At 68.7% G+C, this 24,966-nt stretch carries 25 protein-coding genes, 1 pseudogene and 1 riboswitch; of the genes and pseudogenes, 11 read left to right on the top strand and 15 right to left on the bottom strand.

The features are described 5' to 3' along the window. Window positions 1-3: 3 nt before the first annotated feature. A riboswitch (cyclic di-AMP (ydaO/yuaA leader) is annotated at window positions 4-167 on the bottom strand. A gap of 289 nt (window positions 168-456) precedes the next feature. Genes NTM_RS11655 through NTM_RS11665 form a run of 3 tightly spaced genes read right to left on the bottom strand, consistent with a single transcriptional unit; the run spans window position 457 to window position 2,190 of the window. Next, a complete protein-coding gene (locus NTM_RS11655; RefSeq protein ID WP_104862309.1) occupies window positions 457-723 on the bottom strand; it encodes a MoaD/ThiS family protein in 267 nt (88 codons plus the stop codon). Between the two features lies 1 nt (window position 724). Then, window positions 725-1,786 (bottom strand): GTP 3',8-cyclase MoaA, encoded by a 1,062-nt coding sequence (gene moaA / locus NTM_RS11660; protein ID WP_163766364.1) that lies wholly within the window; start codon window positions 1,784-1,786, stop codon window positions 725-727. Continuing rightward, window positions 1,783-2,190 (bottom strand): YccF domain-containing protein, encoded by a 408-nt coding sequence (locus tag NTM_RS11665; RefSeq protein ID WP_104862307.1) that lies wholly within the window; start codon window positions 2,188-2,190, stop codon window positions 1,783-1,785. The genes moaA and NTM_RS11665 overlap by 4 nt, the downstream gene beginning before the upstream one ends. Before the next feature lie 169 nt (window positions 2,191-2,359). Here NTM_RS11665 and NTM_RS11670 point away from each other — a divergent pair, with 169 nt between their 5' ends. Further along, window positions 2,360-2,770, top strand: a complete 411-nt coding sequence (locus tag NTM_RS11670) for a cold-shock protein (protein ID WP_083144542.1) — start codon at window positions 2,360-2,362, stop codon at window positions 2,768-2,770. A 51-nt stretch (window positions 2,771-2,821) separates the two neighbouring features. On the opposite strand, the gene NTM_RS11675 is transcribed toward NTM_RS11670, so the two are convergent. Then, entirely contained in the window at window positions 2,822-3,697 is an 876-nt protein-coding gene (locus tag NTM_RS11675; RefSeq protein WP_104862306.1) for an endonuclease domain-containing protein, read from the bottom strand. Between the two features lie 127 nt (window positions 3,698-3,824). Here NTM_RS11675 and NTM_RS11680 point away from each other — a divergent pair, with 127 nt between their 5' ends. Next, complete coding sequence (locus tag NTM_RS11680; RefSeq protein ID WP_163766365.1) at window positions 3,825-4,841, top strand: glutathione S-transferase family protein; 1,017 nt, start codon at window positions 3,825-3,827, stop codon at window positions 4,839-4,841. A gap of 119 nt (window positions 4,842-4,960) precedes the next feature. Here the strand turns inward: NTM_RS11680 and NTM_RS11685 are convergent, their stop codons facing one another. Then, window positions 4,961-5,476, bottom strand: a complete 516-nt coding sequence (locus NTM_RS11685) for a DUF2771 domain-containing protein (protein WP_163766366.1) — start codon at window positions 5,474-5,476, stop codon at window positions 4,961-4,963. Next, on the bottom strand, window positions 5,473-7,161 hold the full coding sequence (locus NTM_RS11690; RefSeq protein WP_435405087.1) for an MFS transporter: 1,689 nt from the start codon (window positions 7,159-7,161) through the stop codon (window positions 5,473-5,475). Before NTM_RS11690 ends, NTM_RS11685 begins: the two co-directional genes overlap by 4 nt. 88 nt (window positions 7,162-7,249) lie before the next feature. Between NTM_RS11690 and NTM_RS11695 the strand changes: the two genes are divergently transcribed. Further along, window positions 7,250-8,143: a DUF3027 domain-containing protein gene (locus tag NTM_RS11695; protein ID WP_179963923.1), complete on the top strand. Its 894-nt coding sequence runs from the start codon at window positions 7,250-7,252 to the stop codon at window positions 8,141-8,143. On the opposite strand, the pseudogene NTM_RS11700 reads toward NTM_RS11695, so the two are convergent. From NTM_RS11700 to NTM_RS11710, 3 genes and pseudogenes are all read right to left on the bottom strand, one after another. Continuing rightward, a pseudogene (locus tag NTM_RS11700) lies at window positions 8,140-9,224 on the bottom strand (IS630 family transposase). The gene NTM_RS11695 and the pseudogene NTM_RS11700 overlap by 4 nt on opposite strands. A gap of 42 nt (window positions 9,225-9,266) precedes the next feature. Further along, a complete protein-coding gene (locus NTM_RS11705) occupies window positions 9,267-9,719 on the bottom strand; it encodes an SRPBCC family protein (RefSeq protein WP_163766367.1) in 453 nt (150 codons plus the stop codon). Between the two features lie 19 nt (window positions 9,720-9,738). After that, complete coding sequence (locus NTM_RS11710; protein WP_104862302.1) at window positions 9,739-9,984, bottom strand: DUF2530 domain-containing protein; 246 nt, start codon at window positions 9,982-9,984, stop codon at window positions 9,739-9,741. Between the two features lie 83 nt (window positions 9,985-10,067). On the opposite strand from NTM_RS11710, the gene NTM_RS11715 reads away from it, so the two are divergent. Beyond that, on the top strand, window positions 10,068-10,880 hold the full coding sequence (locus NTM_RS11715; protein ID WP_179963924.1) for a TrmH family RNA methyltransferase: 813 nt from the start codon (window positions 10,068-10,070) through the stop codon (window positions 10,878-10,880). Beyond that, on the top strand, window positions 10,877-11,152 hold the full coding sequence (locus tag NTM_RS11720; protein ID WP_163766368.1) for a DUF2537 domain-containing protein: 276 nt from the start codon (window positions 10,877-10,879) through the stop codon (window positions 11,150-11,152). The genes NTM_RS11715 and NTM_RS11720 overlap by 4 nt, the downstream gene beginning before the upstream one ends. Before the next feature lies 1 nt (window position 11,153). Here NTM_RS11720 and sepH read toward each other — a convergent pair whose 3' ends face one another. Together sepH and serC are read right to left on the bottom strand one after the other, a co-directional pair. After that, window positions 11,154-11,969: a septation protein SepH gene (gene sepH, locus NTM_RS11725; protein WP_163766369.1), complete on the bottom strand. Its 816-nt coding sequence runs from the start codon at window positions 11,967-11,969 to the stop codon at window positions 11,154-11,156. 103 nt (window positions 11,970-12,072) lie between these two features. Further along, window positions 12,073-13,188 (bottom strand): phosphoserine transaminase, encoded by a 1,116-nt coding sequence (gene serC / locus NTM_RS11730; RefSeq protein ID WP_163766370.1) that lies wholly within the window; start codon window positions 13,186-13,188, stop codon window positions 12,073-12,075. Window positions 13,189-13,392: 204 nt separating this feature from the next. On the opposite strand from serC, the gene NTM_RS11735 reads away from it, so the two are divergent. Next, window positions 13,393-14,445, top strand: coding sequence for an AurF N-oxygenase family protein (locus NTM_RS11735; RefSeq protein ID WP_163766371.1), 1,053 nt, complete (start codon window positions 13,393-13,395; stop codon window positions 14,443-14,445). A 9-nt stretch (window positions 14,446-14,454) separates the two neighbouring features. Continuing rightward, complete coding sequence (locus tag NTM_RS11740; RefSeq protein WP_163766372.1) at window positions 14,455-16,140, top strand: FAD-dependent oxidoreductase; 1,686 nt, start codon at window positions 14,455-14,457, stop codon at window positions 16,138-16,140. Between the two features lie 3 nt (window positions 16,141-16,143). Here NTM_RS11740 and NTM_RS11745 read toward each other — a convergent pair whose 3' ends face one another. Next, window positions 16,144-16,923 carry a bestrophin-like domain gene (locus NTM_RS11745; RefSeq protein ID WP_163766373.1) on the bottom strand — a complete coding sequence of 260 codons (780 nt, stop codon included), beginning with the start codon at window positions 16,921-16,923 and terminating at the stop codon, window positions 16,144-16,146. 141 nt (window positions 16,924-17,064) lie between these two features. Here NTM_RS11745 and NTM_RS11750 point away from each other — a divergent pair, with 141 nt between their 5' ends. After that, complete coding sequence (locus tag NTM_RS11750) at window positions 17,065-19,698, top strand: family 1 glycosylhydrolase (RefSeq protein WP_163766374.1); 2,634 nt, start codon at window positions 17,065-17,067, stop codon at window positions 19,696-19,698. Here the strand turns inward: NTM_RS11750 and NTM_RS11755 are convergent. The 3 genes from NTM_RS11755 to NTM_RS11765 all read right to left on the bottom strand — a co-directional run bounded on the left by NTM_RS11755 (window position 19,695) and on the right by NTM_RS11765 (window position 21,983). Further along, entirely contained in the window at window positions 19,695-20,156 is a 462-nt protein-coding gene (locus NTM_RS11755; RefSeq protein WP_163766375.1) for a VOC family protein, read from the bottom strand. The genes NTM_RS11750 and NTM_RS11755 overlap by 4 nt on opposite strands. An 85-nt stretch (window positions 20,157-20,241) precedes the next feature. After that, window positions 20,242-20,865, bottom strand: coding sequence for a maleylpyruvate isomerase family mycothiol-dependent enzyme (locus tag NTM_RS11760; RefSeq protein WP_104862292.1), 624 nt, complete (start codon window positions 20,863-20,865; stop codon window positions 20,242-20,244). After that, on the bottom strand, window positions 20,862-21,983 hold the full coding sequence (locus tag NTM_RS11765) for a citrate synthase 2 (protein ID WP_104862291.1): 1,122 nt from the start codon (window positions 21,981-21,983) through the stop codon (window positions 20,862-20,864). The genes NTM_RS11760 and NTM_RS11765 overlap by 4 nt, the downstream gene beginning before the upstream one ends. Window positions 21,984-22,048: 65 nt before the next feature. Here NTM_RS11765 and pdxH point away from each other — a divergent pair, with 65 nt between their 5' ends. The 3 genes from pdxH (at window position 22,049) to NTM_RS11780 (ending at window position 24,856) form a co-directional block, all read left to right on the top strand. Further along, a complete protein-coding gene (pdxH, locus tag NTM_RS11770; protein ID WP_272955228.1) occupies window positions 22,049-22,705 on the top strand; it encodes a pyridoxamine 5'-phosphate oxidase in 657 nt (218 codons plus the stop codon). Window positions 22,706-22,797: 92 nt separating this feature from the next. Then, window positions 22,798-23,442, top strand: coding sequence for a TetR family transcriptional regulator (locus NTM_RS11775; protein WP_163766376.1), 645 nt, complete (start codon window positions 22,798-22,800; stop codon window positions 23,440-23,442). A gap of 106 nt (window positions 23,443-23,548) precedes the next feature. Then, a complete protein-coding gene (locus tag NTM_RS11780) occupies window positions 23,549-24,856 on the top strand; it encodes a citrate synthase (protein WP_104862288.1) in 1,308 nt (435 codons plus the stop codon). Window positions 24,857-24,966 lie beyond the last annotated feature (110 nt).

Genomic DNA, 24,966 nt, shown 5'->3' on the forward strand with positions numbered 1-24,966 from the left:
CGGGGGTCCTCTCGTAAGCGCGTGCGAGGTCAGCTGTCGGGTTCGGGCTGGAGAGGTTGCCCGGCCGCCGTCGACATCGACGTCGGCTTCACCCCAAGGAACCGAAATCGGTTCCAGGTCCTCGGCGGGACCAGTGGGTCCCCCGCCTCCATCCGGGTTGTATCTCGTTGTCCCCGCACACCAACGGATGGAGCTCGGCGCAATTGGTGTGCAGCGGGCCGTTCGGAATGTGGGGGTCGATCGGCCTGGTTCAGAACGTTAACGGCTGTCAGGAGGGTCGTCATCTTTTGCTCACAGCAGCGTTTCTCCCTGCGGCAAATACTAAAAAATCTCTAAATACGCAGGACTGACCGTCGTTCCTGCAGGTGCCCGGTGGCTCAACCTGTCTGTAGCCATCCCGTGACCATTCCGTGATGTGACGCAAATCACGGAATAGGTTCGGCGGGATCGGTCTGACTATCCACCGGCGAATGGCGGCAACACGTCGATCGTCTGCGCATCGCCCAGCTCGACTGTCATGTCTCGCACCGCCATCCCGTCGCGGAGATACGAACACCGCGCCAGAACGGCGGCCAGGCGCTCGTCGCGCGCCTTCAAGATTTGGACCAGGGCGTCGAGCGTCGTCCCGGACGGTATGTCCAGTGTCTCGGCCTCGGTTCCGGCCGCCGCACGCGCTGCGGCGAAATAGCGCACGGTCACCCGCACGTCGACGTCGGCAGGCATCTCAACCCCCGATCGCGCTCATCGGGCGGTCGGGCTGCACGAAGTCGGGGTCGTTGATGCCGTGGCCGGCGGCCTTCGCCCACATCGCCGACCGCCAGGCTGCCTCCAGCGTGGCGTCGTCGGCGCCGGTGCGCAGCAGCACGCGCAGATCGGTCTCGTCGCGGGCGAACAGACAGTTGCGGACCTGACCGTCGGCGGTGAGGCGGGTGCGGTCGCAGGTCGAGCAGAACGCATGCGACACCGACGCGATGATCCCGACACGGCCGAGGATCCCGGCCGTGCCATGGACCTGCCACAGCTGCGCCGGCGCCGAACCGCGCGGCACCGGGTCGGGGGACAGCGTGAAGTGGCCCTTCAGCGCGGCGAGGATCGCGTCGGCGCTCAGCGCGCGATCGCGCTGCCAGGAGTGTTCGGCGTCGAGTGGCATCTGTTCGATGATGCGCAGCTGGTAGCCGTTGTCCAGGCAGAACGACAGCAGCTCGACCGCGTCCTGCAGCCCCGAGACCGGATCGAGGACGGCGTTGACCTTCACCGGGCTCAGACCCGCGTCTTTGGCCGCGCGCAGACCGGCGACCACGTCGGCGAACCGGTCGCGGCGGGTGATCGCGGCGAACCGGGCGGGGTCGACGGTGTCCAGCGAGACGTTGATCCGGTTCAGCCCGGCCGCTCGGAGACCGGCCGCGCGCTGCGCCAGCCCGATCCCGTTGGTGGTCAGCGTGACCTCGGGGCGCGGTGACAGCGACGCGGTCGCGGCGATGACGTCCTCGAGGTGCGGGACCACCAGCGGCTCGCCCCCGGTGAACCGGATGCTGGTGATGCCGAGCCGGGTGACCGCGATGCGCAGCAGCCGGATCAGCTCGTCGGAGGACAGTTTCTGATCGCGCGGCAGCCAGTCCAGGCCCTCGGCCGGCATGCAATAGGTACAGCGCAGATTGCACAGATCGGTCAGCGACACCCGCAGATCGCGCGCGACCCGGCCGAACGTGTCGACCATCGGGCCGTCGGTGGGTGCGGGCGTGGCGGGGTGGCGTACCGACGGCACGCCCAGCGGGATCACCGTCACGGCACGGCTCCGACGATGCGGCCGCGTGCCTCATCCACCGGCACGATCTCCTTGCCCAGCGGCATCAGCGACACCGGGATCATCTTCAGGTTGGCCACCGCGAGCGGGATGCCGACGATCGTGATCGCCATCGCGATCGCCGTGGTGATGTGTCCGATGGCCAGCCACACCCCGGCGACGATCACCCAGATGACGTTGCCGACCAGCGCTCCCGGCCGCGGACCGGGCTTCTCGACGATCGTCCGGCCGAACGGCCACAGCGCGTAGGCCGCGATCCGCAGCGACGCGAACCCGAACGGGATCGTGATGATCAGGATGAAGCAGATCAGCGCTGCGAGGAGATAGCCGAGCGCCAGCCAGAGCCCACCGAAGATCAGCCAGATGAGGTTCAGGATCAGTCGCATCTTCTTCCTCCAGCCGTGACCTGCAGCCTACCGACATAAGGGGATGCTCTGCCTGTCGGAGGCCGAGTAGGATTCCCCCCGGACGCGTCCCGACGCAGGCGGGGCGCTTACTTTATGTACCTGACAGGTACCGACGTTATCGACATCAGACAGACAGCAGGTGAGACCAGTGCCGACCGGCCGGGTGAAGTGGTACGACGCGGAGAAGGGTTTCGGGTTCCTCTCACAAGAAGAGGGCGAAGACGTCTACGTGCGGTCCTCGGCGTTGCCCGCCGGTGTCGAAAGCCTGAAGGCGGGACAGCGCGTCGAGTTCGGTGTCGCCGCGGGCCGGCGCGGGCCGCAGGCCCTTCAGGTCAAGCTGATCGATCCGCCGCCGAGCCTGAGCCGCACCCGTCGCGAAGCCGCCGCCGCCGAGCACAAGCACACCCCCGACGAGCTGCACGGCATGGTCGAGGACATGATCACGCTGCTCGAGAGCGCCGTTCAGCCGGAGCTGCGCAAGGGCCGCTATCCCGACCGGAAGGTGGCCCGCCGGGTCTCCGAGGTGGTCAAGGCCGTCGCGCGCGAACTCGACGCGTAGACGCTGTGCGCCGAGTCTGAACTTGTCGGCGAGATTGCGACGAAACGACGGTCATAGGTTCAGATTCGGCGGGGCCATCGAAGCGCCGGCCGCCCTCAGGGCGGCGTAGGCGCGCGACGCTATGGTGGCCGGGCGGTCGCGAAGGATGTCGGCGCTGACACGCACGATGCGCCAGCCCATCGCTTCCATTCCGGCCTGGCGGTCGATGTCGCGGGCGCGTTGCCGCGGATCCGACCAGTGCTGCTCGCCGTCGTACTCGACGCCGACCTTCCAGGTCTCCCAACCCATGTCGACGCGTCCGAGGTGGTAGCCGTACCGGTCGTAGACGTCGATCTGGGTGCGCTCGGGCGGTAGTCCCGCCCGCACCAGGACGAGTCGAGTCCGGGTCTCCTGCGGTGATTCCGCGGCGGGGTCGGCGAGGTCGAGCGCCGCCCGCAACTGCACGACCCCGCGGGCACCGCGATGCGCATCGGCGACGCGACGCACGTCGTCCGCGCCGATGCCGGTCGCGCGCATCAGTGCGTCGAGCCGCATCACGGCGCGCACCAGTCCCTGGCGGCGGCCCAGATCGAAGGCCGTGCGTGCGGGCGTCGTCGCCGCGATGCCCTGGACACACGTGATCTCGTGGGCGGGGAGAGTGTTGCAGTGCAGCACAATCCCCGCGGTCTTGTGCTGGCTCGCCTGGTTCAACTCGGCGGGCAAGTGCGGGTCGATCCACCGCGCACCGTGCAGCGCGGCCGCCGACATGCCGGCTGCCGTCGCGCGCCGCTGCGACCACAGATAGGCGGCCTTCGCCCTGTGCACCGCGTCGAGTCGCTGATCCTTGGGCACGTACACATTGCGGTGCACCGCCCGGTAGCGCGTCGACAGCTGGTAGCGGTTCACCGCCCCCGCGGCGAGCGCCTCGGTTCCGAGGAAAGGGTCCACGGCTATTGGACGGCGAGCACCCGCGGCCGGTTCCACCCGGGCCGACTCTGAAGTTGTTTGTGAATTCTTGGCCATCATTCGCGAACAACTTCAGATTGGGCCCACGGATACGGGTACTAAGGCAGCTATGAGCTACGTAGCCGACCCGTCCGCCTCCGACGGTGAGTTCAACCGGGACACCGACTACATCACCACCCGGATCACCGCCGACGGCCGCGACGGCTATGCCGTCGAGCCGGGCCGTTACCGGCTGGTGGTGGCCAGGGCGTGTCCGTGGGCGAACCGGACGATCATCGTGCGACGCCTGCTCGGGCTGGAGGACGCGATCTCGATCGGGTTCTGCGGGCCGACGCACGACGAGCGCAGCTGGACGTTCGACCTCGACCCCGACGGCCGAGACCCGGTGCTGGGCATCCACTTCCTGCGCGATGCGTACAACAAGCGAATCCCGGACTACCCCAAGGGCGTGACGGTGCCCGCCATCGTCGACATCCCGACCGGTGAAGTGGTCACCAACGACTTCGCCCAGATCACGCTCGACTTCTCGACGGAGTGGACCGCATACCACCGCGACGGCGCCCCGCAGCTGTATCCCGAGCCGCTGCGCGGCGAGATCGATGAGGTCGCCCAGCGGATCTACACCGAGGTCAACAACGGTGTGTACCGGTGCGGGTTCGCCGGATCGCAGCAGGCCTACGAGAAGGCCTACGACCGGCTGTTCACCGCGCTGGACTGGCTCTCGGACCGGTTGGAGAATCAGCGATACCTGGTCGGGGACACCATCACCGAGGCCGACGTGCGGCTGTTCACCACGCTGGCGCGGTTCGACCCCGTCTACCACGGACACTTCAAGACCAACCGCAGCAAGCTCTCCGAGATGCCGGTGCTATGGGCTTACGCGAGGGACCTGTTCCAGACACCGGGCTTCGGCGACACCACCGACTTCGTCCAGATCAAGCAGCACTATTACCTTGTGCACACCGACATCAATCCGACCGGCGTGGTGCCGAAAGGGCCCGACCTGTCGAATTGGCTCAGCCCGCACGGCCGGGAAGCGTTGGGGGGCAGGCCTTTCGGCGACGGCACCCCGCCCGGGCCGACGCGCGAGGGGGAGCGGGTGCCCGAGGCTCACTCAGCGGGCTGAGGCCGCACGTCCCTCGCCGCTTGATCGTCGTCCGGCCAGGTCCGATTGCCGGACTCCTCAGCGCGGCTCGTCCCTCGCCGCTTGATCGTCATCCGGCCACCGTAGGATTGCCGGACTCCTCAGCGCGGCTCGTCCCTCGCCGCTTGATCGTCGTCCGGCCACACCGTCTGCACCGACCACTCCGCGTGCGGCACCGGGAATTCGTTGCCCACTTCGTCACGCACCCACGTCGGCAGCTGCACGGCGATGCCGGTGAGCCGCCCGCGATGCGGGTCCTGGGTCGGGATCGTCACCGCGAGCCGGGTGTGGGGCGGGACGATCTCGACGACGTCGTCGTCCTCGTAGGCCCGCAGCAGCACCCACGGCGCGCGGTAGATCTCCTGCGGGACCGACAACTGCACCGGATGGCGGGCGTCGACGGGCAACTCACCCTGCACGCCGGGCACGACGCAGTCGGTCGGGTTGAACACCTGACAGAACCGGTAGGGACCCACCCGGGTCAGCTCACCGTGCGAGAAGGCCGAGATCTCCGGCAGCTCGGGGGAGTGGTCCCGCGAGAGCTGCCAGACGAGCACGCCCGTACCTATCGACGCGAGCAGCGCCACCGTCGCCAATATCGCGACACCACGTTTCACTCCTGGGTCACCGCCGCACCTGCCCGCACACCCTCCTGTTCGGCCAGTACCGGACGGTTACCTCCGAGGCCCGGCACCAGCGACTCGCCACGATAGCTCAGCACCGTCTGGGCCAGACCGAGGATCAGGATCGCGGTGATCGCGGTGAAGCCCGCATAGAGCTCGGTGTAGATCAACACGCCCGTCGCGCCGCCGGCCACCCAGGCCAGCTGCAGCAGCGACTCGGACCGCCCGAACGCCGACGCCCGCGACTCCTCGGGCAGATCGTCCTGCAGGGACGCATCCAGGGACGCCTTGGCGATCGCGCTGGCCGCCGACGTCACGAACGTCGCGGCAGCGGCCACCAGCAGGTTTCCCGTCAACGCGGTCACCAGGGCCATCACGGTGACCGCGACCGCGCACCGCACCACCAGCCGGGCCGGATGCCCGAGCTTGAGCCGCGCCGCGGTGAAGTTTCCGCCGAAGTTCCCGACGGCCGCCGCGGCGCCGATCATGCCGAGGATGCGCAGCTGCTCCCAGCCGGTGGCGTCGTGGGCCTTCGCGACGAACGCCGGATACAGGAACAGGAAACCGACCATCACCTTCACCGTGCAGTTGCCCCACAGCGACGTGATGATGTTGCGTCCCAGCGGCTGGCGGGCCTTGCCGGTGCTGGCCGCGGGTTCGCGCGGCAGCACCTCCGTCGCCCCGTGGTAGCTCAGCGTCGCGGGCACCTCACCCTCGGTGACCTCGACCCACTTCGGGATTCGCATCGCCAGCACCGCGCCGATGATCGTCACCGCGACGACCACGTACAGCGCGCCCGGCATCTGGAACAGCTGGAAGCCGTACTCGGCGGCCGCGGCGATACCGCCGCCGATCATCGTGCCGCCCAACAGGCCGAACGTGGTCAGCCGGGAGTTCACCCGGACCAGGTCGATACTCGGTGGCAGCACTCTGGGGGTCACGGCGCTGCGCAGCACGGAGAACGATTTGGACAGCACCATCATCCCGAGCGCGCACGGATAGAGCACCCAGGACGGGAAGCTGCCCGTCGCGCTGTCGAAGTTCGCGATCAGCACCACCGCCAGCACGGTGCGCAGTACGAACGACGCGGCGAGTGCGACGCGGCGGCCGTGCTGCAGGCGGTCGAGGGCCGGACCGATCAGCGGGGCGATGACGGCGAACGGCGCGATCGTGATCAACAGGTACAGCGCCACCCGGCTCTTGGACTCCCCGGAGGCCGCGGCGAAGAACAAGGTGTTGGCCAGCGCGACCGCCATCGCCGCGTCGACCGCGAAGTTCGCGACCACCGGCCACGTCAGCGCCGTCAGCCCGGATTTGTCGGCGCCGTCGGCGGTCGCGGCGCGATGCACCATGCCGTAGACCTTCGAGCCCATCTCCCGGCTGCGCTGCGCGGCGGCGCGGGTGACCGTGACCTTCTCCCCGCCGGCGAATCCGCCCGGCGCGTCGTCGTCATAGCTGCGGCCGCGATAGCGTACGTCGTCGTCGAGCGGCGGCAGCCATCGGTTGCCGCCTTGATTCGGCGAATAGGGGCGGCCGGACCTGCGTTGACCCGGGCGCAGGCCGGGGTCGCTGGGGTAATTGGCCATCCCCGGATGCTCGCCTGCGGGCGGGCGCGGCGGGTAGTAGCGCCCACCCTGCTGACCGTCAGGGTCCCGGGGGTCACGCCGCGGTCCGGTCACGAGTCGATTGTTCCCTATCGGGGCGACAGCGGCCGCGCAGGTGACCGGTGTGGCTCGGCCCGGTCTGGATCAGGCAATAATGGGGTCGATGGACAGCATGACCGAACCCGACCCGCAGGCCGCCGAGCCGGGATCGGCGACCGAGCCGGTAGAGCCGGGATCGGCGACCGAGCCGGTAGAGCCGGGATCGGCGACCGAGCCGGTAGAGCCGGGATCGGCGACCGAGCCGGTAGTGCCGTCGCCCGATCTGGAGCCGCTGCTGCGTGGCGCCGTCGAGGAGGCCCGCGCCGCCGTCGTCGAGTACAGCGGTGAGGACAGCATCGGCGAATACCTCGGCGCCGAGTTCGAGGACCCGAGCGCCGCGACGCACCGTTTCCTGGCCGAACTGCCCGGTTACCGCGGCTGGCAGTGGGCCGTCGTCGTCGCCGCCGCCCCGGGAGCCACCCACGCGACCATCAGCGAGGTCGTGCTGGTGCCCGGTCCGACGGCGCTGCTGGCCCCGAAGTGGATTCCGTGGGAGGAGAGGGTCCGCCCCGGCGACCTCGGCCCCGGCGATCTGCTCGCCCCGCCTGCCCAGGATCCGCGTCTGGTGCCGGGCTACATGGGCACCGGCGACCCGGCGATCGACGACGTCGCCGTCGAGGTCGGGCTCGGCCGGCGGCAGGTGCTCAGCATGTGGGGCCGCGCGGAGGCCGCCCAGCGCTGGCACGACGGGGAGTACGGCCCGGGGTCGGCGATGGCGCGGGCGACTCGTCGCGTGTGCCGGGACTGCGGTTTCTACGTGCCGCTCGGCGGTGCGCTGAGCGTGATGTTCGGGGTGTGCGCCAACGAGTACGCCGCCGACGGACACGTCGTCGACGCCGAGTACGGCTGCGGTGCCCACTCGGACACTCCGGCGGCGTCGGGATCGGGGTCACCACTGTTCGACCCGTACGACGACGGCGTGCTCGACCTCGTCGAGCGCTCGGACGCCGGCAGCTAGTGTCCTGAGTCATTAATTATGGTGCAGTAGTTGGCGATGCTGGCCAGGATTTGGTCGGCGGTCTTGGTCCAGACGTAGGGCCGGGGGTTGTCGTTCCAGGTAGCGATCCAGGCGCGGATGTCGGCGTTGAGTTGGCGCACCGAAGTGTGGGTGCCGCGTCGCAGTTTCTTGGTGGTCAGCTCGGCGAACCATCGTTCGACGAGGTTGAGCCATGAGGAGCTGGTCGGGGTGAAGTGCAGGACGAAACGGGGATGGTTTGTCAGCCAACGCTTTACCGCTGGCGTCTTGTGGGTGGAGGCGTTGTCGAGCACGACATGACAGTCCAGATCGGCGGGGACTACGGTGTCGATCTTCTTCAGGAACGCCAGGAACTCCTGGGAGCGGTGGCGGGCATGCAGTGAGCCGATGACCTGGCCTGTGGCCAGATCCAATGCCGCGTACAGGCTGGAGGTGCCGTGACGCACGTAGTCGTGGTTGCCCGCGCCGGGGTGCCCGGCAGCATCGGGAACACCGGTTGGGTGCGGTTGAGCGCCTGGATCTGGGTTTTCTCGTCCACGCACAGCACCACCGCGCGCTCCGGGGGATCCAGGTAGAGACCGACGACGTCGCGGACCTTCTCGACAAACAGCGGATCTTTGGACAGCTTCCACGAATCCTGTTTGTGCGGCGCCAGTCCGAACGCCCGCCAGACACGGGAGACCATCGACTGGCTCAACCCGAGGTGATCGGCCATCGAGCGGGTCGACCAGTGCGTGGCATCCGGTGGCGTGCTCTCCAACGTCGCGGTGATCAGGTCCTTGATCTTCTCGTCACCGACCACCCGGGGCCGGCCCGGCCGTGGTTCGTCGAGCAGGCCGTCGCACCGGTCGACGACGAACCGGTTGCGCCACCGACGCACCGTGGTGATCGACAACTCCAGCCGTTCGGCGATCTCGGTGTTAGACCCACCGTCTGCTGCCGCCAACACAATTCGCGATCGCATCGCCAGCCCTGCAGCGCTGGTCCGGCGCCGCGCCCATCCCTCCAACTCGGCCCGCTCCTCAGCGGTCAACACAATCTCAGCAGCATGAGGCGTCGGCACAACCCAGTTTAACAACTAGATTGCAATTAATGACTCAGGACACTAGCGCTCCGCGGCGTCCTTGATGCGCTGCAGGGACGCGTTCATGCCCTCGACGAGTTCGTTCTCGAAGCTCGGCACCCCGCCCATGAACTTGGAGACCAGGAAGTTCGACACCGCCGACGTGCCGTTCTCGGCGTTGCGGGTCTCGATCAGCCGGGTGCCCGCCTCGGTCGGTTCGAGTTCGTAGCTCCACACCGTGTTGTTCTCGTTGACCTTGAAGGCCAGCTTCTTCTCCGGGATGAACTCGGTGATGCGGCACGTGGTGGGCCAGAACATCGGCCCGCGGCGGTTCAGGTTCACCGTGCGGGTGCCTGCGCGCAGCTGACCGAGCGGCTTCATCGCCCGGCACTGCGGGCTCCACTGCGGCATCCGGCGCAGGTCCGAGACCAGTTCCCAGACGCGGTTCACCGGTGCGTTGATGTCGATCTGGGCCTGCAGAATCGGCGCTGCCATGCGTCTCCTCGTCTTCGGGTCAGTTCAAGCCGCGTTGCGCGCCGCGACGGCCTTGGCGCGCGGAGTGACGTTGCCACAGAAAGATCGATGTGCCAAGGACACCGACGCCGAGCCCGGCCAGGGTGACCGGACGCCAGGACTCCAACGCCCCGACGGTGAACGCCAGCACCGTCGCGACCACCCAGGCCGCCGTGATCACCGCGATCACGGGGCGCGGATCGAGCAGCACCGCGGGTAGCGGGGGCGGTTCGGTGTCGGGTTGCATCACCGAACAACCTAATCGACCGTGAACCGGCGGTGAGTAGTCTCTACCGCTGTGCCAGCGCCCGGTCGTCCCCGAATCATCTGATGGACGTCATCGACATCACCGACCCCGCAGACCCGCGGCTGGACGATTTCCGTGACCTCAACAGTGTCGATCGCCGACCGGACCTGCCGACGGGCAAGGGACTGGTGATCGCCGAGGGCGTGCTCGTGGTGCAGCGGATGCTGGCGTCGCGGTTCGTGCCGCGCGCGATGCTGGGCACCGACCGGCGGCTCACCGAACTCGGCAGCGACCTCGACGGGCTGGACGCGCCGTTCTACCGGGCCAGTGCCGAAGTGATGGCCGACGCAGTCGGATTCCACCTCAACCGTGGTGTGCTCGCCTCGGCGTCGCGGGCCCCCGAGCTCACGGTGGCTCAGGTGATCGACGGCGCGCGGACCGTCGCGGTGCTCGAGGGCGTCAACGACCACGAAAACCTCGGGTCGGTGTTCCGCAACGCGGCCGGGCTCGGCGTCGACGCGGTGGTTTTCGGCGCCGGATGCGCCGATCCGCTGTATCGCCGCGCCGTGCGGGTGTCGATGGGGCATGCGCTGCTGGTCCCGTTCGCCCGCGCGGAGTCGTGGCCAGATGATCTGAACATCCTGCGGGACAGTGGTTTCCGGCTGCTGGCGATGACGCCCAATCCGGCCGCGCAGACGATCGCCGAGGTGATGCCCGGGCTGGCCGAAGACCCGGTGGCGATCCTGGTCGGCGCGGAGGGGCCCGGGCTGAAGGAGCACACCATGCGCTCCAGCGATGTGCGCGTACGCATTCCGATGGCGCGCGGCACCGACTCGCTCAACGTCGCGACAGCGGCGGCGCTGGCCTTCTACGAACGGGATAGGCTCACCCCGTGAACGACGAAACGCCGTGGGCCACAGGGCTGACCGTGTCGGCCTTCACCGCGGCGGTGATCGGCGCCGCGATCGTCGTGCTCAGCATCGGATTGGTGCGGGTGCACCCGTTGCTCGCCGCCGGGCTGAACCTGATCGCCGTCGGCGGCCTCGCGCCGACCGTGTGGGGGTGGCGGCACCGGTTGGTGTGGCGCTGGTTCGTCTACGGCGCGGCGGCCGGGGTCGCCGGGGGGTGGATCGCGCTGTTGGTGATGGGTGCCGCGGGAAGGTTGTGAGTCAGCGCTGACCGCTGGAGCGCACCCCGAGTAGCACGTCCTCCCACGCCGGCACGGCGGGGCGGGCCTTGCGCGGACGCGCGGTCTTCGCCGCGGGAGCTTCCTCCGGTGCCTCGACGCTCTCGGGTTCGGGCTGCGGCTCCGGGGTGGGCGCCGGCGCCGGCAGCGGTTCCGGCTCGGGGTCTCCGAGGGCCAGCTGCGCGACTGCGGCCAGCGGCCGCAGCGGGCGCGCGAAATTCGGGTCGATCAGCTCCGAGGCCGCGTCGTCGAACGCGGTGACGGTGCCGCCGTGCGCGCCGGGGGAGTAGCGGAAGTGTGCGACGTTGTCGGACAGGCCGGCCTTCCACGCCAGCTGCACGGTCCAGCGGCCGTCCTCGTTGCGCCACGCATCCCACTTCACGCCCTCGGGATCGAGACCCCGCGAGATCAGCGCCGACGTCACGGTCTCCAGGAGCGTCAACACCGACGGACCGTCGGCCAGCACGGGATGCGCTGCGGTCGCCAGCTCGGCGGCGCGGGAGCGTTCCAGCAGCACCGGATGGGCGAAGCGCTCGACGCGCGCGATGTCGACACCCGCGGCGTTGGCGACCTGCTCGACCGACGCGCCGGCACGGATCTTCGACTGGATCTCACGGGGGCGCAGCACGTTCGGCACCTCGACATCGATGGTGGTCTGGTTGGAGGCAACTCGGTCGCCGCGCACAGCGGCCCTGAGGCGGTCGTCGTTGCGGAGGACGAACTTGTCCCCGGAGTCGTCGGTTTCGCAGATGATTCGTCTGCCGTCGACGTCGAGTCCGACGACTCTGAGTTCCCTCATTGCGACCTCCTCCGGGCTGGCGCCATGCCCGATATTCGGGTCACCTTACTGCGTTATCGATCCGTAACCCGGCAGACACGCGGGGAGGTTCAGGGCCTCTGGGCTAGAGCCTCTCCACGACGTAGTCGATGCACGCCGTCAGCGCGCTGACATCCTCGGGCTCCACTGCCGGGAACATCCCGACCCGCAGCTGGTTGCGGCCCAGCTTGCGGTAGGGCTCGGTGTCGACGATCCCGTTGGCCCGCAGGGTCTTGGCCACGGCTGCGGCGTCGACGTCGTCGTTGAAGTCCACGGTGCCGACCACCTGCGAGCGCAGCGCCGGGTCGGCCACGAACGGTGTCGCGAACGACGCGGCCTCGGCCCAGCTGTAGAGCCGCTGCGACGAGTCGGCGGTGCGCTTGACCGCCCACTCCAGCCCGCCGTTGCCGTTGAGCCAGTCGATCTGCTCGGCCAGCAGCACCAGGGTCCCGATGGCCGGGGTGTTGTACGTCTGGTTCTTGACGCTGTTCTCGATCGCGATCGGCAGCGACAGAAACTCCGGCACCCACCGGCCGCTCGCGGCGACCGCCTCGACCCGGGCCAGCGCCGCAGGGGACATCAGCGAGATCCACAGACCGCCATCGCCGGCGAAGTTCTTCTGCGGCGCGAAGTAGTAGACGTCGGCGTCGGTGATGTCGACCGGCAGGCCACCCGCCGCCGACGTCGCGTCGATCGTGATCAGCGCGTCGCCGGAGCCGGCCGGGCGCTGCACCGGAACCGCGACACCGGTCGAGGTCTCGTTGTGCGCCCAGGCGATCAGGTCGGCCGACGGGTCCGCCTGCGGTGCGGGTGCGCTACCCGGGTCGGCCTTGACGACGATCGGGTCGCCGACGAACGGGTTCTTCGCGACCGCCGAGGCGAACTTGGAGCTGAACTCGCCGTAGGTCAGGTGCAGCGAGCGCTTGTCGACGAGCCCGAACGCGGCGGCGTCCCAGAATGCGGTCGACCCGCCGTTGCCGAGTACGACCTCGTAGCCGTCGGGCAGCGAGAACAGCTGGCGCAGCCCGTCGCGGACCCGTCCCACCAGGTTCTTCACCGGCGCCTGCCGGTGCGACGTGCCGAACAGGTGTCCCGCCGCGGCGAGGGCCTGCAGTTGTTCCGGCCTGACCTTCGACGGCCCGCAGCCGAACCGTCCGTCGGCGGGTTTCAGATCAGCGGGGATGGTCAGCGTCTCGGCCATGCCCACCAGCGTAGTTCCGGCGCCTGCCGCCGAAACTGTGGGTCCCGCGGTAGGCGGATTCGGCCATGAAGTGATCCGGGTCACATGTGATGCGGATTACCCGCCTGACCCACACCCGCGGCAAGGCCCTGTTCAAATCATGGGACCGCGGGTACCGTGTTTCGACATCGGGCCAATGAATGTAAACCTCACGGGAGGCTTCAAATGGCAGTCAAGGAACCTCGCACACGTCTGATCCGGCGCTGGCGCAAGAACATGGACGTGCTCGACGACAGCGAGTACGTCGACATGCTGACCACACTCTCCGAGGGTTCGGTGCGCCGCAATTTCAACCCGTACATCGACATCGACTGGGACTCCCCGGAGTTCGCCGTGACGCCGGGCGACGAGCGCTGGATCCTGCCGGGCACCGATCCGCTGGGGCGGCACCCCTGGTACCGGTCCCAGCCTCGGGAGCGCCAGATCGAGATCGGCATGTGGCGGCAGGCCAACGTCGCGAAGGTCGGCCTGCACTTCGAGTCGATCCTGATCCGCGGGCTGATGAACTACGCGTTCTGGGTGCCCAACGGCTCACCCGAGTACCGGTACTGCCTGCACGAGTCCGTCGAGGAGTGCAACCACACCCTGATGTTCCAGGAGATGGTCAACCGCATCGGCGCCGATGTGCCCGGTATGCCGCGGTTGCTCAAATGGCTGTCGCAGTTCATCCCGCTCGCCGCGGGCCCGCTGCCGGTGCCGTTCTTCTTCGGGGTGCTCGCCGGTGAGGAACCGATCGATCACACCCAGAAGAACGTGCTGCGCGAAGGCAAGGCGCTGCACCCGATCATGGAGCGGGTGATGGCGATCCACGTCGCCGAGGAAGCCCGCCACATCTCGTTCGCCCATGAGTATCTGCGCAAGCGGGTGCCCCGGCTCAATCGCAGGCAGAAGTTCCTGCTGTCGTTGAACGTGCCGATCATGATGCGGGTGCTGTGCCAGGCGATCATCGTTCCGCCGAAGTCGTTCTGGAAGGAATTCGACATCCCGCGCTCGGTGAAGAAGGAGATCTTCTTCGGGACCCCGGAGGCCCGCCAGTTCCTGCGCGACATGTTCGGCGATGTCCGGATGCTCTGCCACGACACCGGGCTGATGAATCCCGCCGCGAAACTGATGTGGCGGCTGTGCAAGATCGACGGTCCGCCCAGCCGCTACCGCAGCGAACCGGCCCGCAAGCACGTGGTCTCGGCCGTCGACCCGATCGTGACCCCGGTCGCGTAGGAGACGCCCGTGCCCCACGTGATCACCCAGTCGTGCTGCAGCGACGGGTCCTGCGTCTACGCCTGCCCGGTGAACTGCATCCACCCGACCCCAGACGAGCCCGGCTTCGCGACCGCCGAGATGCTGTACATCGACCCGGTCGCATGCGTCGACTGCGGCGCATGTGTGTCGGCGTGCCCGGTCGGGGCGATCTCACCGGATTCCAAGCTCGAACCCGCGCAGTTGCCGTTCGTCGAACTCAACGCGTCCTTCTATCCCGCGCGCGACGGCAAGCTGCCGCCGACCTCGAAGCTCGCCCCGGTGCCGGAGGCGCCGATCGTGCGCCACCGCCCGGGCGGTCCGCTGCGGGTCGCGATCGTCGGCTCCGGCCCCGCGGCGATGTACGCCGCCGACGAGCTGCTGACCCAGGACGGCGTGCGGGTCAACGTGTTCGAGAAGCTGCCGACGCCGTACGGCCTGGTCCGGGCCGGCGTCGCACCCGATCACCAGGCCACCAAACGCGTCACGCGACTGTTCGACAGGATCGCAGCCCGGCCCGGGTTCACCTTCTATCTGAACACCGAGGTCGGTGCGCACCTTAGCCACGGCGAACTGCTCGAGCATCACCACGCCGTGCTGTACGCCGTCGGTGCGCCCGACGACCGCCGGCTCGACATCGACGGCATCGGCCTGCCCGGCACCGCGACCGCCACCGAGGTGGTCGCCTGGTACAACGGGCACCCTGAATTCGCCGGTCTGCCCGTCGATCTCAGCGGTGAGCGGGTGGTGATCGTCGGCAACGGCAACGTCGCACTCGACGTCGCCCGGATCCTGACCACAGACCCGGATGCGCTGGCGCGCACCGACATCGCCGACCATGCGCTGGCCGCGCTGCGGCACTCCGCGGTGCGGGAAGTGGTGGTCGCCGCCCGCCGCGGTCCCGCCGCGTCGGCGTTCACCCTGCCCGAGCTGATCGGGCTGACCGCCGCCTGCGACGTCGTGCTCGACCCCGCCGACCACGACCGCGTCCAGGCCGACCTCACCGAGACCGACGGGGCCGCGGATCCGCTGACCCGCGCCAAGCTCGAAGTCCTGGCCAAGCTCGGCAGCTCCGACGCGCCGAGCACCAGGCCCCGGATCCGGCTGGCCTACCAGCTGACGCCGAACAGCGTGCTGGGCGACACACAGGCCGAGGCAGTGGCGTTCACCGTCACCGGATCCGGCGAACGGGTGGAGATCGAGGCCGGGCTCGTGCTGACCTCGATCGGCTACCACGGCAAGGAGATTCGCGGGCTGCCGTTCGATCCCGACGCGGGTGTGGTCCCCAACCGCGGGGGCCGGGTCGTCGACGACGGGGGTGCGCCGGTGCCGGGCAGCTACGTGGCCGGCTGGATCAAACGCGGACCGACCGGGTTCATCGGCACCAACAAATCCTGTGCCGCCGAAACCGTGCACACCCTGGTTGCCGACTACAACGACGGCCGTCTGCCCGAGCCCGTACACGGCACCTCTGCGCTGCACCGGTTCGTGCGCGCCCGGCAGCCCGAGCTGGTCGACGCCGCGGGCTGGAAGGCGATCGACGACGCCGAGGTGGCGCGCGGCGACGGCGTGCGGCCCCGCGACAAGTTCACTTCGGTGACCGAGATGGTCGGCGTCGCGACGAACCTGCCCGCGCCGCCGATGCGTCAACGGCTGTTCGCCGCGTTACGCCGCTGACGATCACTCGGTCGCCCAGTACTGCAGGACATGTTCGAACGCGGTCGGATGCACCGACAGTGCACCCACGTACGGATGCTCGAGCGCGAAGATCAGGTACAACACGAACGCCAGTAGTGCCGCGGTCAGCCCGACGGCCAACGAGTGCACCAGCACATCGCGCGTGCCGAACAGGAACGTGAACGCCATCATCACGCCGCCACCGCCGATCAGCAGCACCCATAGTTCACCGGGCACGTAGGCCTCGCTGCTACTCACCCGCATCTTGCGGGCGGCGCCGAGATCGTTCAGGCGGACGATGGCGTGATCGAAGAACGCGATCTCGTTGCGCGTCTGCGGCTCTACCGCCAGATATGCCAGCCACACGTCGTGGAGTTCGTCGGACTGCTCGGGGACGTACTCACCGCGGTCCATCCGGGGGAATTCCTCGTCGATGACGAACCGCGTGTAATGGATGAGGCTGGCTTCGACCGCAGGCCGTGACACGGCGGGCAACGCTTCGGAGTCACGAAGCAGATCGGCCACCGCGGCCGCCTCCATCCCGCTGGCGTCCTCGGCGTCGGAGAACTGTTCCCACACCACCACGACGACGAACCCGACCAGCACCGCGTACAGTACGCCGCCGAGTTGGAACACCGAACCGGATACGGCGTTGTTGTTCTCCAACCTGCTGTGCGACACCGCTTTACGGAACAGGAAGAGACCACCGACGGACAGGCCGACGACTCCGGTGACCCACAGTGGCACGAGGATCATCGGGGGGATCTGGAGAAGCCACAGCACAGATCAATACCTCGTGTCTGGTGCCGACCGCCGCGGCGCAGTCCGGCAATTATGACCAGAAGGACGTGCTGAGGTCCGGCAAATGCACGGGTTTTGGTCAATTTCCCCACCGCGCTGTCCGACAGAGGTAAGCACAGAACCATGAATTCTGCGCAGTTCGTCGGACGGGTCGGCGGTCTCGCGGTGGCGCTCGGCGTCGGAGCTGCCGCGCTCACCGGGGCCGGGGTGGCATGGGCGGAGGAGGGTTCGGATGCATCCGCGGCCTCCGCGGGCTCCTCGGCTGAATCATCCACTGGGCGAACATCATCAGCCGAAAAACGCGCTGAGGGCCCGATCAAGCCGAGCCGGGACCGCAGTACCGGCCGGGGTGCCGACGGGGAGGGCTCTGCCGTCGCGGATCGCGACACCGACGATGACGGACAGGACACGGCGGACTCCGGGGACCCTGCCGCCGCTGCGACAGGCGCCGACTCCGGCGACCAACCGGTGCGGGCACGCAAACCCCGCCTCACGGTCCGGGCCGGGCAGGATTCGCCGGAAACCGAGAGCGACACCGGATCAGCGGCAGGGTCGCAAGCCGACACGGACCGTGACCCCGCCGCACCCGCCGCAGGCGGAATCGAATCCGCCGCGCGGGACACCACGGCACCCGAAACCCCCGCCGCGAGCACCGCGAGCACCGCGGTCGTGGACCCGCCCCGGGTACCGTCCTGGCGGGCCTACCCGACCGCCCACGATCCCGGCACGGTGGTGACCTGGGCGGTGGACCTGGTGCACAGCTTCTTCGAGGCGGTACTGCAGCCGTTCGCCGCGGGAGCGCCCCGCCCGCCCGCCGATCCGTCGGTCTGGGGGCTGCTGGCCTGGGTGCGCCGGGAGTTGTTCAACGCCTCGCCGACCGCGACCGCCAACCCGCTGCCGTACACCCAGAGCCTCGTCGACGGCGACGTGCTGATCACCGGCAACGTCGGCGTCGTCGACCCCGACGACGACCCGTTGACCTACACGGTGATCGGACGTCCGCACAACGGTGGGACCGTCACCGTCGACGCGGACGGCAACTTCGTCTACCGGGCGATGAACGCGATGGCCGCGGTGGGCGGCACCGACGTGTTCACCGTCGCGGTCAGCGATGAGGCGGCAGGGCTGCACGTGCACGGTCTGGCAGGCCTGCTGCAATTCGTGCCGATCCTGGGCAACTTCCTCAAACCCGGGGGAGGGCACGGCATCACGCGCACGATCACGGTCACGGTGACGCCCGTCGACGGCATCGACCTGTCCCTGCCCGACGACTTCCGCTGGGGCGTCGCCCATTCCGGGTTCCAGGCCGAAGGCGGACCCGGCGTCCCGATCGACACCCGGTCGGACTGGTACCGGTGGGTGCACGACCCGCTCAACCGGCTGCTCGGTCTGGTCAAGGGAGTACCCGAGGACGGGCCGGGGGCGTATCTGACCTACGACGACGATGCCCGGTTGGCGCGCGAAGAACTCGGCATGAACACCTTCCGGATGGGTATCGAGTGGAGCCGAATCTTCCCGAACTCGACTGCGGCCATTGACATCTCCGATGAGGGTGGCGCGCTGAGCCTCGACGACCTCCAAGCGCTCGACGCGCTGGCCGACGCCGGCGCGGTGGCCCACTACCGCGACGTGTTCGCCGCGTTGCGCGCCCACGGCCTGGAACCGCTGGTCACCGTCAACCACTTCACCCTGCCGGTGTGGGTGCACGACCCCGTCGTGGCGCGTCCGCTGATCCAGCTCGGGTTGCCCGTCGACGCCGCGGGCTGGCTGTCGCCGAAAACCGCCGCCGAGTTCGAGAAGTACGCGGGCTACCTCGCGTGGAAGTTCGGAGATCAGGTCGACAACTGGGCGACCGTCAACGAGCCGTTCCCGCCGGTGCTGACCGAATTCCTGGCGATCCCGGGCGTGGTGCCGAACTGGCCGCCGGGGGTGCTACGGCCCGACCTCGCCTCGACGTTCGTGGTCAACCAGGCGATCGGGCACGTCGCGGCCTACGACGCGATCCACGCCTGGGACACCACCGCCGCGAGCGAGGGCGGTCCCGCGGCGTTCGTCGGTTTCACCCACAACATGATCCCGGCGCGGCCGGCCAACCCGGTCAACCCGCTCGACGTCGCGGCCGCCGACGCATGGAACCACTACTACAACACCTGGTTCCCGAACGCGGTGATCGACGGATGGGTGGACGTGAACTTCGACGGCATCAAGTCCGCCGACGAGATCCGTCCCGACATGGCCGACAAGGTCGACTTCCTCGGCGTGCAGTACTACGGCTCGCAACCCATGGTCGGCTTCGGCGTCGCCCCGGTGCCCGGCTTCCCGTTCCTGCGCGGCTTTCCGATCCGGTGCTCGGCCGAGGAGTCGACGTGCAGCGACTTCAACCAGCCCACCGACCCGGGCGGCTTCCGGGAGGTGCTCGAGCTCGCCGCGTCGTACGGGAAACCGTTGTGGATCACCGAGAACGGCATCGCCGACGCCGACGATTCCAAGCGGCCGTCCTACATCGTCAACCACATCGCGGTGGTGCAGGACCTGGTGACCCACGGAACCGACATCCGCGGCTACACCTACTGGTCCTTCGTCGACAACCTGGAGTGGGCGGAGGGCTACGACCTGAAGTTCGGCCTCTACGGCTCCGACCCGGACACCCCTGAGCTCGAACGCATCCCGAAGCCGGCCAGCATCGCCGCGCTGGCCGGGATCACCACCGCCAACGGGCTTCCCGCGGCGCTGCTGCAGGCCTACCTACCGCGCTAGCCCGCGCCGCCCATCTGCGCCATCACGTCGTTCATGTCGACCTCGCGCACGGTCTCGGCCAGCGACCACTGGTGGCCGAACGGATCCCGCACCACGCCGTAACGGTCACCCCAGAACTGATCCTCCAAGGGGTTCACCACGGTGGCGCCGGCATCCAGCGCCCGCTGGAAGCGCCCTTCCACATCGGGGCCGTGCAGGTGGATGGTCACCGAGGAGCCGCCGAGAGCGACCGGTGTGCTCGAGCGGCCGTCGCAGAACTCGGGGAAGTCGTCGTTGAGGAAGACCATCGCGCCGTTGATCTGGAACGCCGCGTGCATGATCTTGCCCTCGGGGCCGGGCAGCCGCGCCATCTCGACCGCACCGAACGCCTTGGCGTAGAAGTCGAGTGCCGCCGCGGCGTCGCCGACGACGAGGTGCGGGACGAGCATGGGCGTGTTGGCTTCAGCGGGAACCGCCATCTGAATTCTCCTGACCGGGTAGGGGTGGGACGCCAGTGCAGACCAGCGGCCGCGGCAAAACTCATCGCGGCCCACACCACCACCCTCAGACCACGGAGAACCCGGCGGGCAGCCCGGTGCGGCCGGTCAACGCGAGCAGCAGCGTCGGCCCGGTGCCGAGCGCGACGCCGATCCGCGCGGCCAGCGCCGCGGCGTCGGCGAGTACCTCGACGGGTGGGGTCACGTCGAGCCCCACCGCCCTGGCGATGTCCAGACCGTGCACCGCCAGCTCGAAGGTGCGCGTCGGCAGGTAGCTGCTCAACCGGATGCCCTGCCCGCCGATCACCTCGATCAGCGGGTCGTCGTCGACGGCGTCGAGCTCGCCCAGCACCGTTGCCACCAGCGCGTCGATCTTCCCGACAGGATCGGCCCCCAGGTCGCGCGCCGCCTGCCTGCCCCGTTCGACGATGGCCGCGGCATCGGCGCCGGCCATGTAGTCCTGCACCCAGACGTAGTAGCCGACGGCGTCGGCGACATCCTCGCGCGGTGCCGGGGCCCGCAGGTAAGTGCTCACCGTGACCAGGGAACGGGAGGTGTGGCCGACGAGGTCGCGCACGCTCCATTCACCGAGGCCGGGATCGTCCCAGCGGGCAGCCGGGATCTGGCGCACCAATGCCGCGAAACCGTGTGCCGCCGAAGCGAACACGTCACGCGCCGGCGTCACCGTCATTGCCCGGCGAGTGTGTCCCAGCCCTCGACCGATTCGGGGCTGCGGGGCTCGGGGCCGACGTAGATCGCCGACGGCCGGACCAGCTTGCCCAGCCGCTTCTGCTCGAGGATGTGCGCGCACCATCCCGCGGTGCGGCCACAGGTGAACATCGCGGGCATCATCTTCGGCGGGACCTGCGCGAAGTCCAGGATCACCGCCGCCCAGAACTCGACGTTGGTCTCGATCGCCCGGTCGGGCCTGCGCTCCCGCAGCTCGGCGAGCGCGGCCTGCTCCAGCGCCGCGGCCACCTCGTAGCGCGGTGCCTGGAGACGCTGCGCCGTCGCGCGCAGCACCCGCGCCCGCGGATCCTCGGCGCGGTAGACGCGGTGCCCGAAGCCCATCAGCTTCTCGTTGCGGTCCAAGATGCCCTTGACCACCGCGCGGGCGTCGCCGGTGCGCTCGGCCTCCTCGATCATCGGGATCACCCGCGCCGGGGCGCCGCCGTGCAGCGGGCCGCTCATGGCGCCGATCGCCCCGGACAGCGCCGCGGCGACGTCGGCGCCGGTCGACGCGATCACCCGGGCGGTGAAGGTGGAGGCGTTCATGCCGTGCTCGGCGGCGCTGACCCAGTACGCGTCGATCGCCTCGACATGTCGCGGATCGGGCTCACCCTGCCAGCGGGTCATGAAACGGGCTGTGACGGTGTCGCATTCGTCGACGCGGCGCTGCGGCACCGCAGGCTGGTAGATACCGCGGGCCGACTGCGCGACGTAGGACAACGCCATCACCGATGCGCGGGCCAGCTGATCGCGCGCGGTCTCGTCGTCGATGTCCAGCAGCGGCGGATAACCCCAGATCGGGGCCAGCATCGCCAGGCCGGCCTGCACGTCGACCCGGACGTCGCCGCTGTGGATCGGCAGCGGGAACGGCTCGGCGGGCGGCAAGCTCCGGCCGAACTTCCCGTCGACCAGCAGCGCCCACACGTCGCCGAACGTGACCCGGTGCGCAACCAGGTCCTCGATGTCGACGCCGCGGTAGCGCAGCGCGCCGCCGTCCTTGTCCGGTTCGGCGATCTCGGTCTCGAACGCCACAACGCCCGCCAAACCCGGGTTGAAGTCCTTCGGCACCGCAGTCGTCATGCGCAGATTGTCGCACCCGCGTCGGCGGGCCGACCTGCCAGCTCCGCGGGCGTAGCGTTTGTCGCGTGGGCACTTCTGATCACCTGGCGCGGATGCGCGTCGAATACGGGTCGGCGGAGAAGGACGGCAGCGGCGATCTGGACGCCGACTGGCTCGGAATCGGCTGGGTCGCACTACTGGAGAAGTGGATGACCGAGGCCGGCGAGGCCGGGGTCGCCGAACCCAACGCGATGGTCGTCGGCACCGTCGACGCCGAGGGTAGGCCGGTCACCCGGACGGTGCTGTGCAAGAGCGTCGACGAGTCGGGGATCTCGTTCTACACCAACTACGACTCCGACAAAGGGCAGCAGTTGGCGATACACCCGTACGCGTCGGCGACGTTCCCGTGGTACCCGCTGGGTCGGCAGGTGCATGTGCGCGGCCCGGTCACCAAGGTCACCTCAGAGGAGACGGCCGACTACTGGCGCAAGCGGCCGCGCGGATCGCAGCTGGGGGCGTGGGCGTCGCAGCAGAGCCGCCCGATCGAGTCCCGCGACGCGTTGATGCGCCAGCTGGCCGAGGTCACCGAACGCTTCGCCGGTGTCGACGAGGTCCCGGTTCCCCCGCATTGGGGCGGCTACCTGATCGCGCCCGAGGTGGTGGAGTTCTGGCAGGGCCGGGAGAACCGGGTGCACAACCGGATCCGGGTGCGCGGGGGCCGCGTGGAACGCCTGCAGCCCTGAGTGCGGGCGGGCGAACAACGCCGGGCGAGGCCAATTGGCGTGAGGTGACAAATACCCCTCGGGGGCGGCTGTGTGCGGGTTAGCATCCGACCGTGGCTGAGTCCAGGGGGGAGCCGATCCTCGGCTTGCGGGAACGCAAGAAGCGTCGCACCCGCGCCACCCTGATCGACGCGGCGGTGGGGCTCTGCGTCCGGCAGGGCTTCGACGCGACCACTGTCGACCAGATCGCGGCCATCGCCGACGTATCGCCGCGGACCTTCAGCCGCTACTTCGCCACCAAGGACGCGATCGCGCTCGCGCTCATCGACGAGGTGCTCGACGTCGCGGCCGTCGAACTGGCCCGGCAGCCGCGCGAGATCCCGAACTTCGAGGCTTTGCGGCGCGCGTACGTCGCAATGGCCCGCAACACCGGGTTGGCCGCCGACGGCGAGCTGACCTCGGATCGGCTGTTGCAGATCCTGCGGATCGTGACGACCTCGGCCACTCTGCGGCAGGTGGTGCTCGAGTACCGGGCGACCGATGTCGACAAGGCGATGGCCGAGCGGATGTCCACCACCGTCGACGACCGCCGGGTCAAATTGATGGCCGCCGTCTGGGGTGCGGTGCTGATCACCGCGACGGCTGATCTGGCGGCCAGGGCCGAGACCGGGATCGACATCGATGCCGTCGTCACGGCGTTCGAGGACACCTACCGCGAGTTCACGGGCGAAATCGTGGGTATAGGACAGCCCGTCTGACGTCGTACCTGCCCCCCGCAGGGCACGACTCCCGGAATGGGACTACCTTCTGTAGTGCAGACTCCGCGACTTGAGCGACATACCCGACAGACCTGAAGGGATCCCAGTGGCCGATAACGCCGAAGCCGGGCAGGAGCACGCCAAGCTGGTCTACCCCGGCGGCGAGCTCGAACTCGACATCGTCAAAGCAACCGAAGGCGCAGACGGCATCGCGCTCGGTTCGCTACTGGCCAAGAGCGGCTATACGACGTTCGACGGCGGGTTCGTCAACACCGCGTCGACCAAGAGCGCCATCACCTACATCGACGGTGACGCCGGCATCCTGCGCTACCGCGGCTACCCGATCGAGCAGCTGGCGGAGAAGTCGAACTTCATCGAGGTCAGCTACCTGCTGATCTACGGCGAGCTTCCGACGGCCGAGCAGCTGGAGGACTTCACCACCCGGATCCAGCGGCACACCCTGCTGCACGAGGATCTCAAGCGGTTCTTCGACGGTTTCCCGCGCGACGCGCACCCGATGCCGGTGCTCTCCAGCACGGTCAACGCGCTGAGCGCCTACTACCAGGATTCGCTGGACCCGTTCAACCCGCACCAGGTCGAGCTGTCGACGATCCGGTTGCTGGCCAAGCTGCCGACGATCGCGGCGTATGCGTACAAGAAGTCCGAGGGGCAGCCGTTCCTGTACCCGGACAACTCGCTGACGCTGGTGGAGAACTTTCTGCGGATGACGTTCGGCTTCCCGGCCGAGCCCTACGAGGTCGACCCCGAGATCGTGCGCGCGCTGGACATGCTGTTCATCCTGCACGCCGACCACGAGCAGAACTGCTCGACGTCGACGGTCCGGTTGGTGGGTTCCTCCCAGGCCAACCTGTTCACGTCGATCTCCGGCGGCATCAATGCGCTGTGGGGTCCGCTGCACGGCGGCGCCAACCAGGCGGTGCTGGAGATGCTGTCGAAGATCCGGGACGGCGACGACGACGTCGCGACCTTCGTCAAGAAGGTCAAGAACCGCGAGGACAACGTGAAGCTGATGGGCTTCGGTCACCGCGTGTACAAGAACTACGATCCGCGCGCCCGCATCGTCAAGGAGCAGGCCGACAAGATCCTCGGCAAGATCGGCGTGCAGGATCCGCTGCTCGACATCGCCAAGGAGCTGGAGGAGATCGCGCTGACCGACGACTTCTTCGTCGAGCGCAAGCTCTACCCGAACGTCGACTACTACACCGGCGTGATCTACCGCGCGATGGGCTTCCCGACCCGGATGTTCACGGTGCTGTTCGCGCTCGGCCGGCTGCCGGGCTGGATCGCGCACTGGCGTGAGATGCACGGCGAGCCGAACAAGATCGGCCGCCCGCGGCAGATCTACACCGGCTACACCGAACGCGACTACAACGGCATCGACACCCGCTCGTAGCCCGTACCCGGCACTGGCACCGCGAGCGCCCGTGTCTGCACGCAGGCACGCCGCCACCGGTGGCACCCGACGTCCGCTCGCGCCCGGGCGAACGTCACACCACGGTCACT

This window comes from Mycolicibacterium parafortuitum, from assembly GCF_010725485.1.
Taxonomy (GTDB): Bacteria; Actinomycetota; Actinomycetes; order Mycobacteriales; family Mycobacteriaceae; genus Mycobacterium.

Excerpts from the sequence above, each read along its gene's own strand:
- NTM_RS11695 (WP_179963923.1), top strand. The coding sequence starts at position 7,250 with ATGGACAGCATGACCGAACCCGACCCGCAGGCCGCCGAGCCGGGATCG.
- NTM_RS11750 (WP_163766374.1), top strand. The coding sequence starts at position 17,065 with ATGAATTCTGCGCAGTTCGTCGGACGGGTCGGCGGTCTCGCGGTGGCG.
- NTM_RS11710 (WP_104862302.1), bottom strand. The coding sequence starts at position 9,984 with ATGCAACCCGACACCGAACCGCCCCCGCTACCCGCGGTGCTGCTCGAT.
- NTM_RS11665 (WP_104862307.1), bottom strand. The coding sequence starts at position 2,190 with ATGCGACTGATCCTGAACCTCATCTGGCTGATCTTCGGTGGGCTCTGG.
- NTM_RS11715 (WP_179963924.1), top strand. The coding sequence starts at position 10,068 with ATGGACGTCATCGACATCACCGACCCCGCAGACCCGCGGCTGGACGAT.
- serC (WP_163766370.1), bottom strand. The coding sequence starts at position 13,188 with ATGGCCGAGACGCTGACCATCCCCGCTGATCTGAAACCCGCCGACGGA.
- sepH (WP_163766369.1), bottom strand. The coding sequence starts at position 11,969 with ATGAGGGAACTCAGAGTCGTCGGACTCGACGTCGACGGCAGACGAATC.
- NTM_RS11755 (WP_163766375.1), bottom strand. The coding sequence starts at position 20,156 with ATGGCGGTTCCCGCTGAAGCCAACACGCCCATGCTCGTCCCGCACCTC.
- NTM_RS11765 (WP_104862291.1), bottom strand. The coding sequence starts at position 21,983 with ATGACGACTGCGGTGCCGAAGGACTTCAACCCGGGTTTGGCGGGCGTT.
- NTM_RS11705 (WP_163766367.1), bottom strand. The coding sequence starts at position 9,719 with ATGGCAGCGCCGATTCTGCAGGCCCAGATCGACATCAACGCACCGGTG.
- NTM_RS11655 (WP_104862309.1), bottom strand. The coding sequence starts at position 723 with ATGCCTGCCGACGTCGACGTGCGGGTGACCGTGCGCTATTTCGCCGCA.
- NTM_RS11735 (WP_163766371.1), top strand. The coding sequence starts at position 13,393 with ATGGCAGTCAAGGAACCTCGCACACGTCTGATCCGGCGCTGGCGCAAG.
- NTM_RS11760 (WP_104862292.1), bottom strand. The coding sequence starts at position 20,865 with ATGACGGTGACGCCGGCGCGTGACGTGTTCGCTTCGGCGGCACACGGT.
- NTM_RS11680 (WP_163766365.1), top strand. The coding sequence starts at position 3,825 with ATGAGCTACGTAGCCGACCCGTCCGCCTCCGACGGTGAGTTCAACCGG.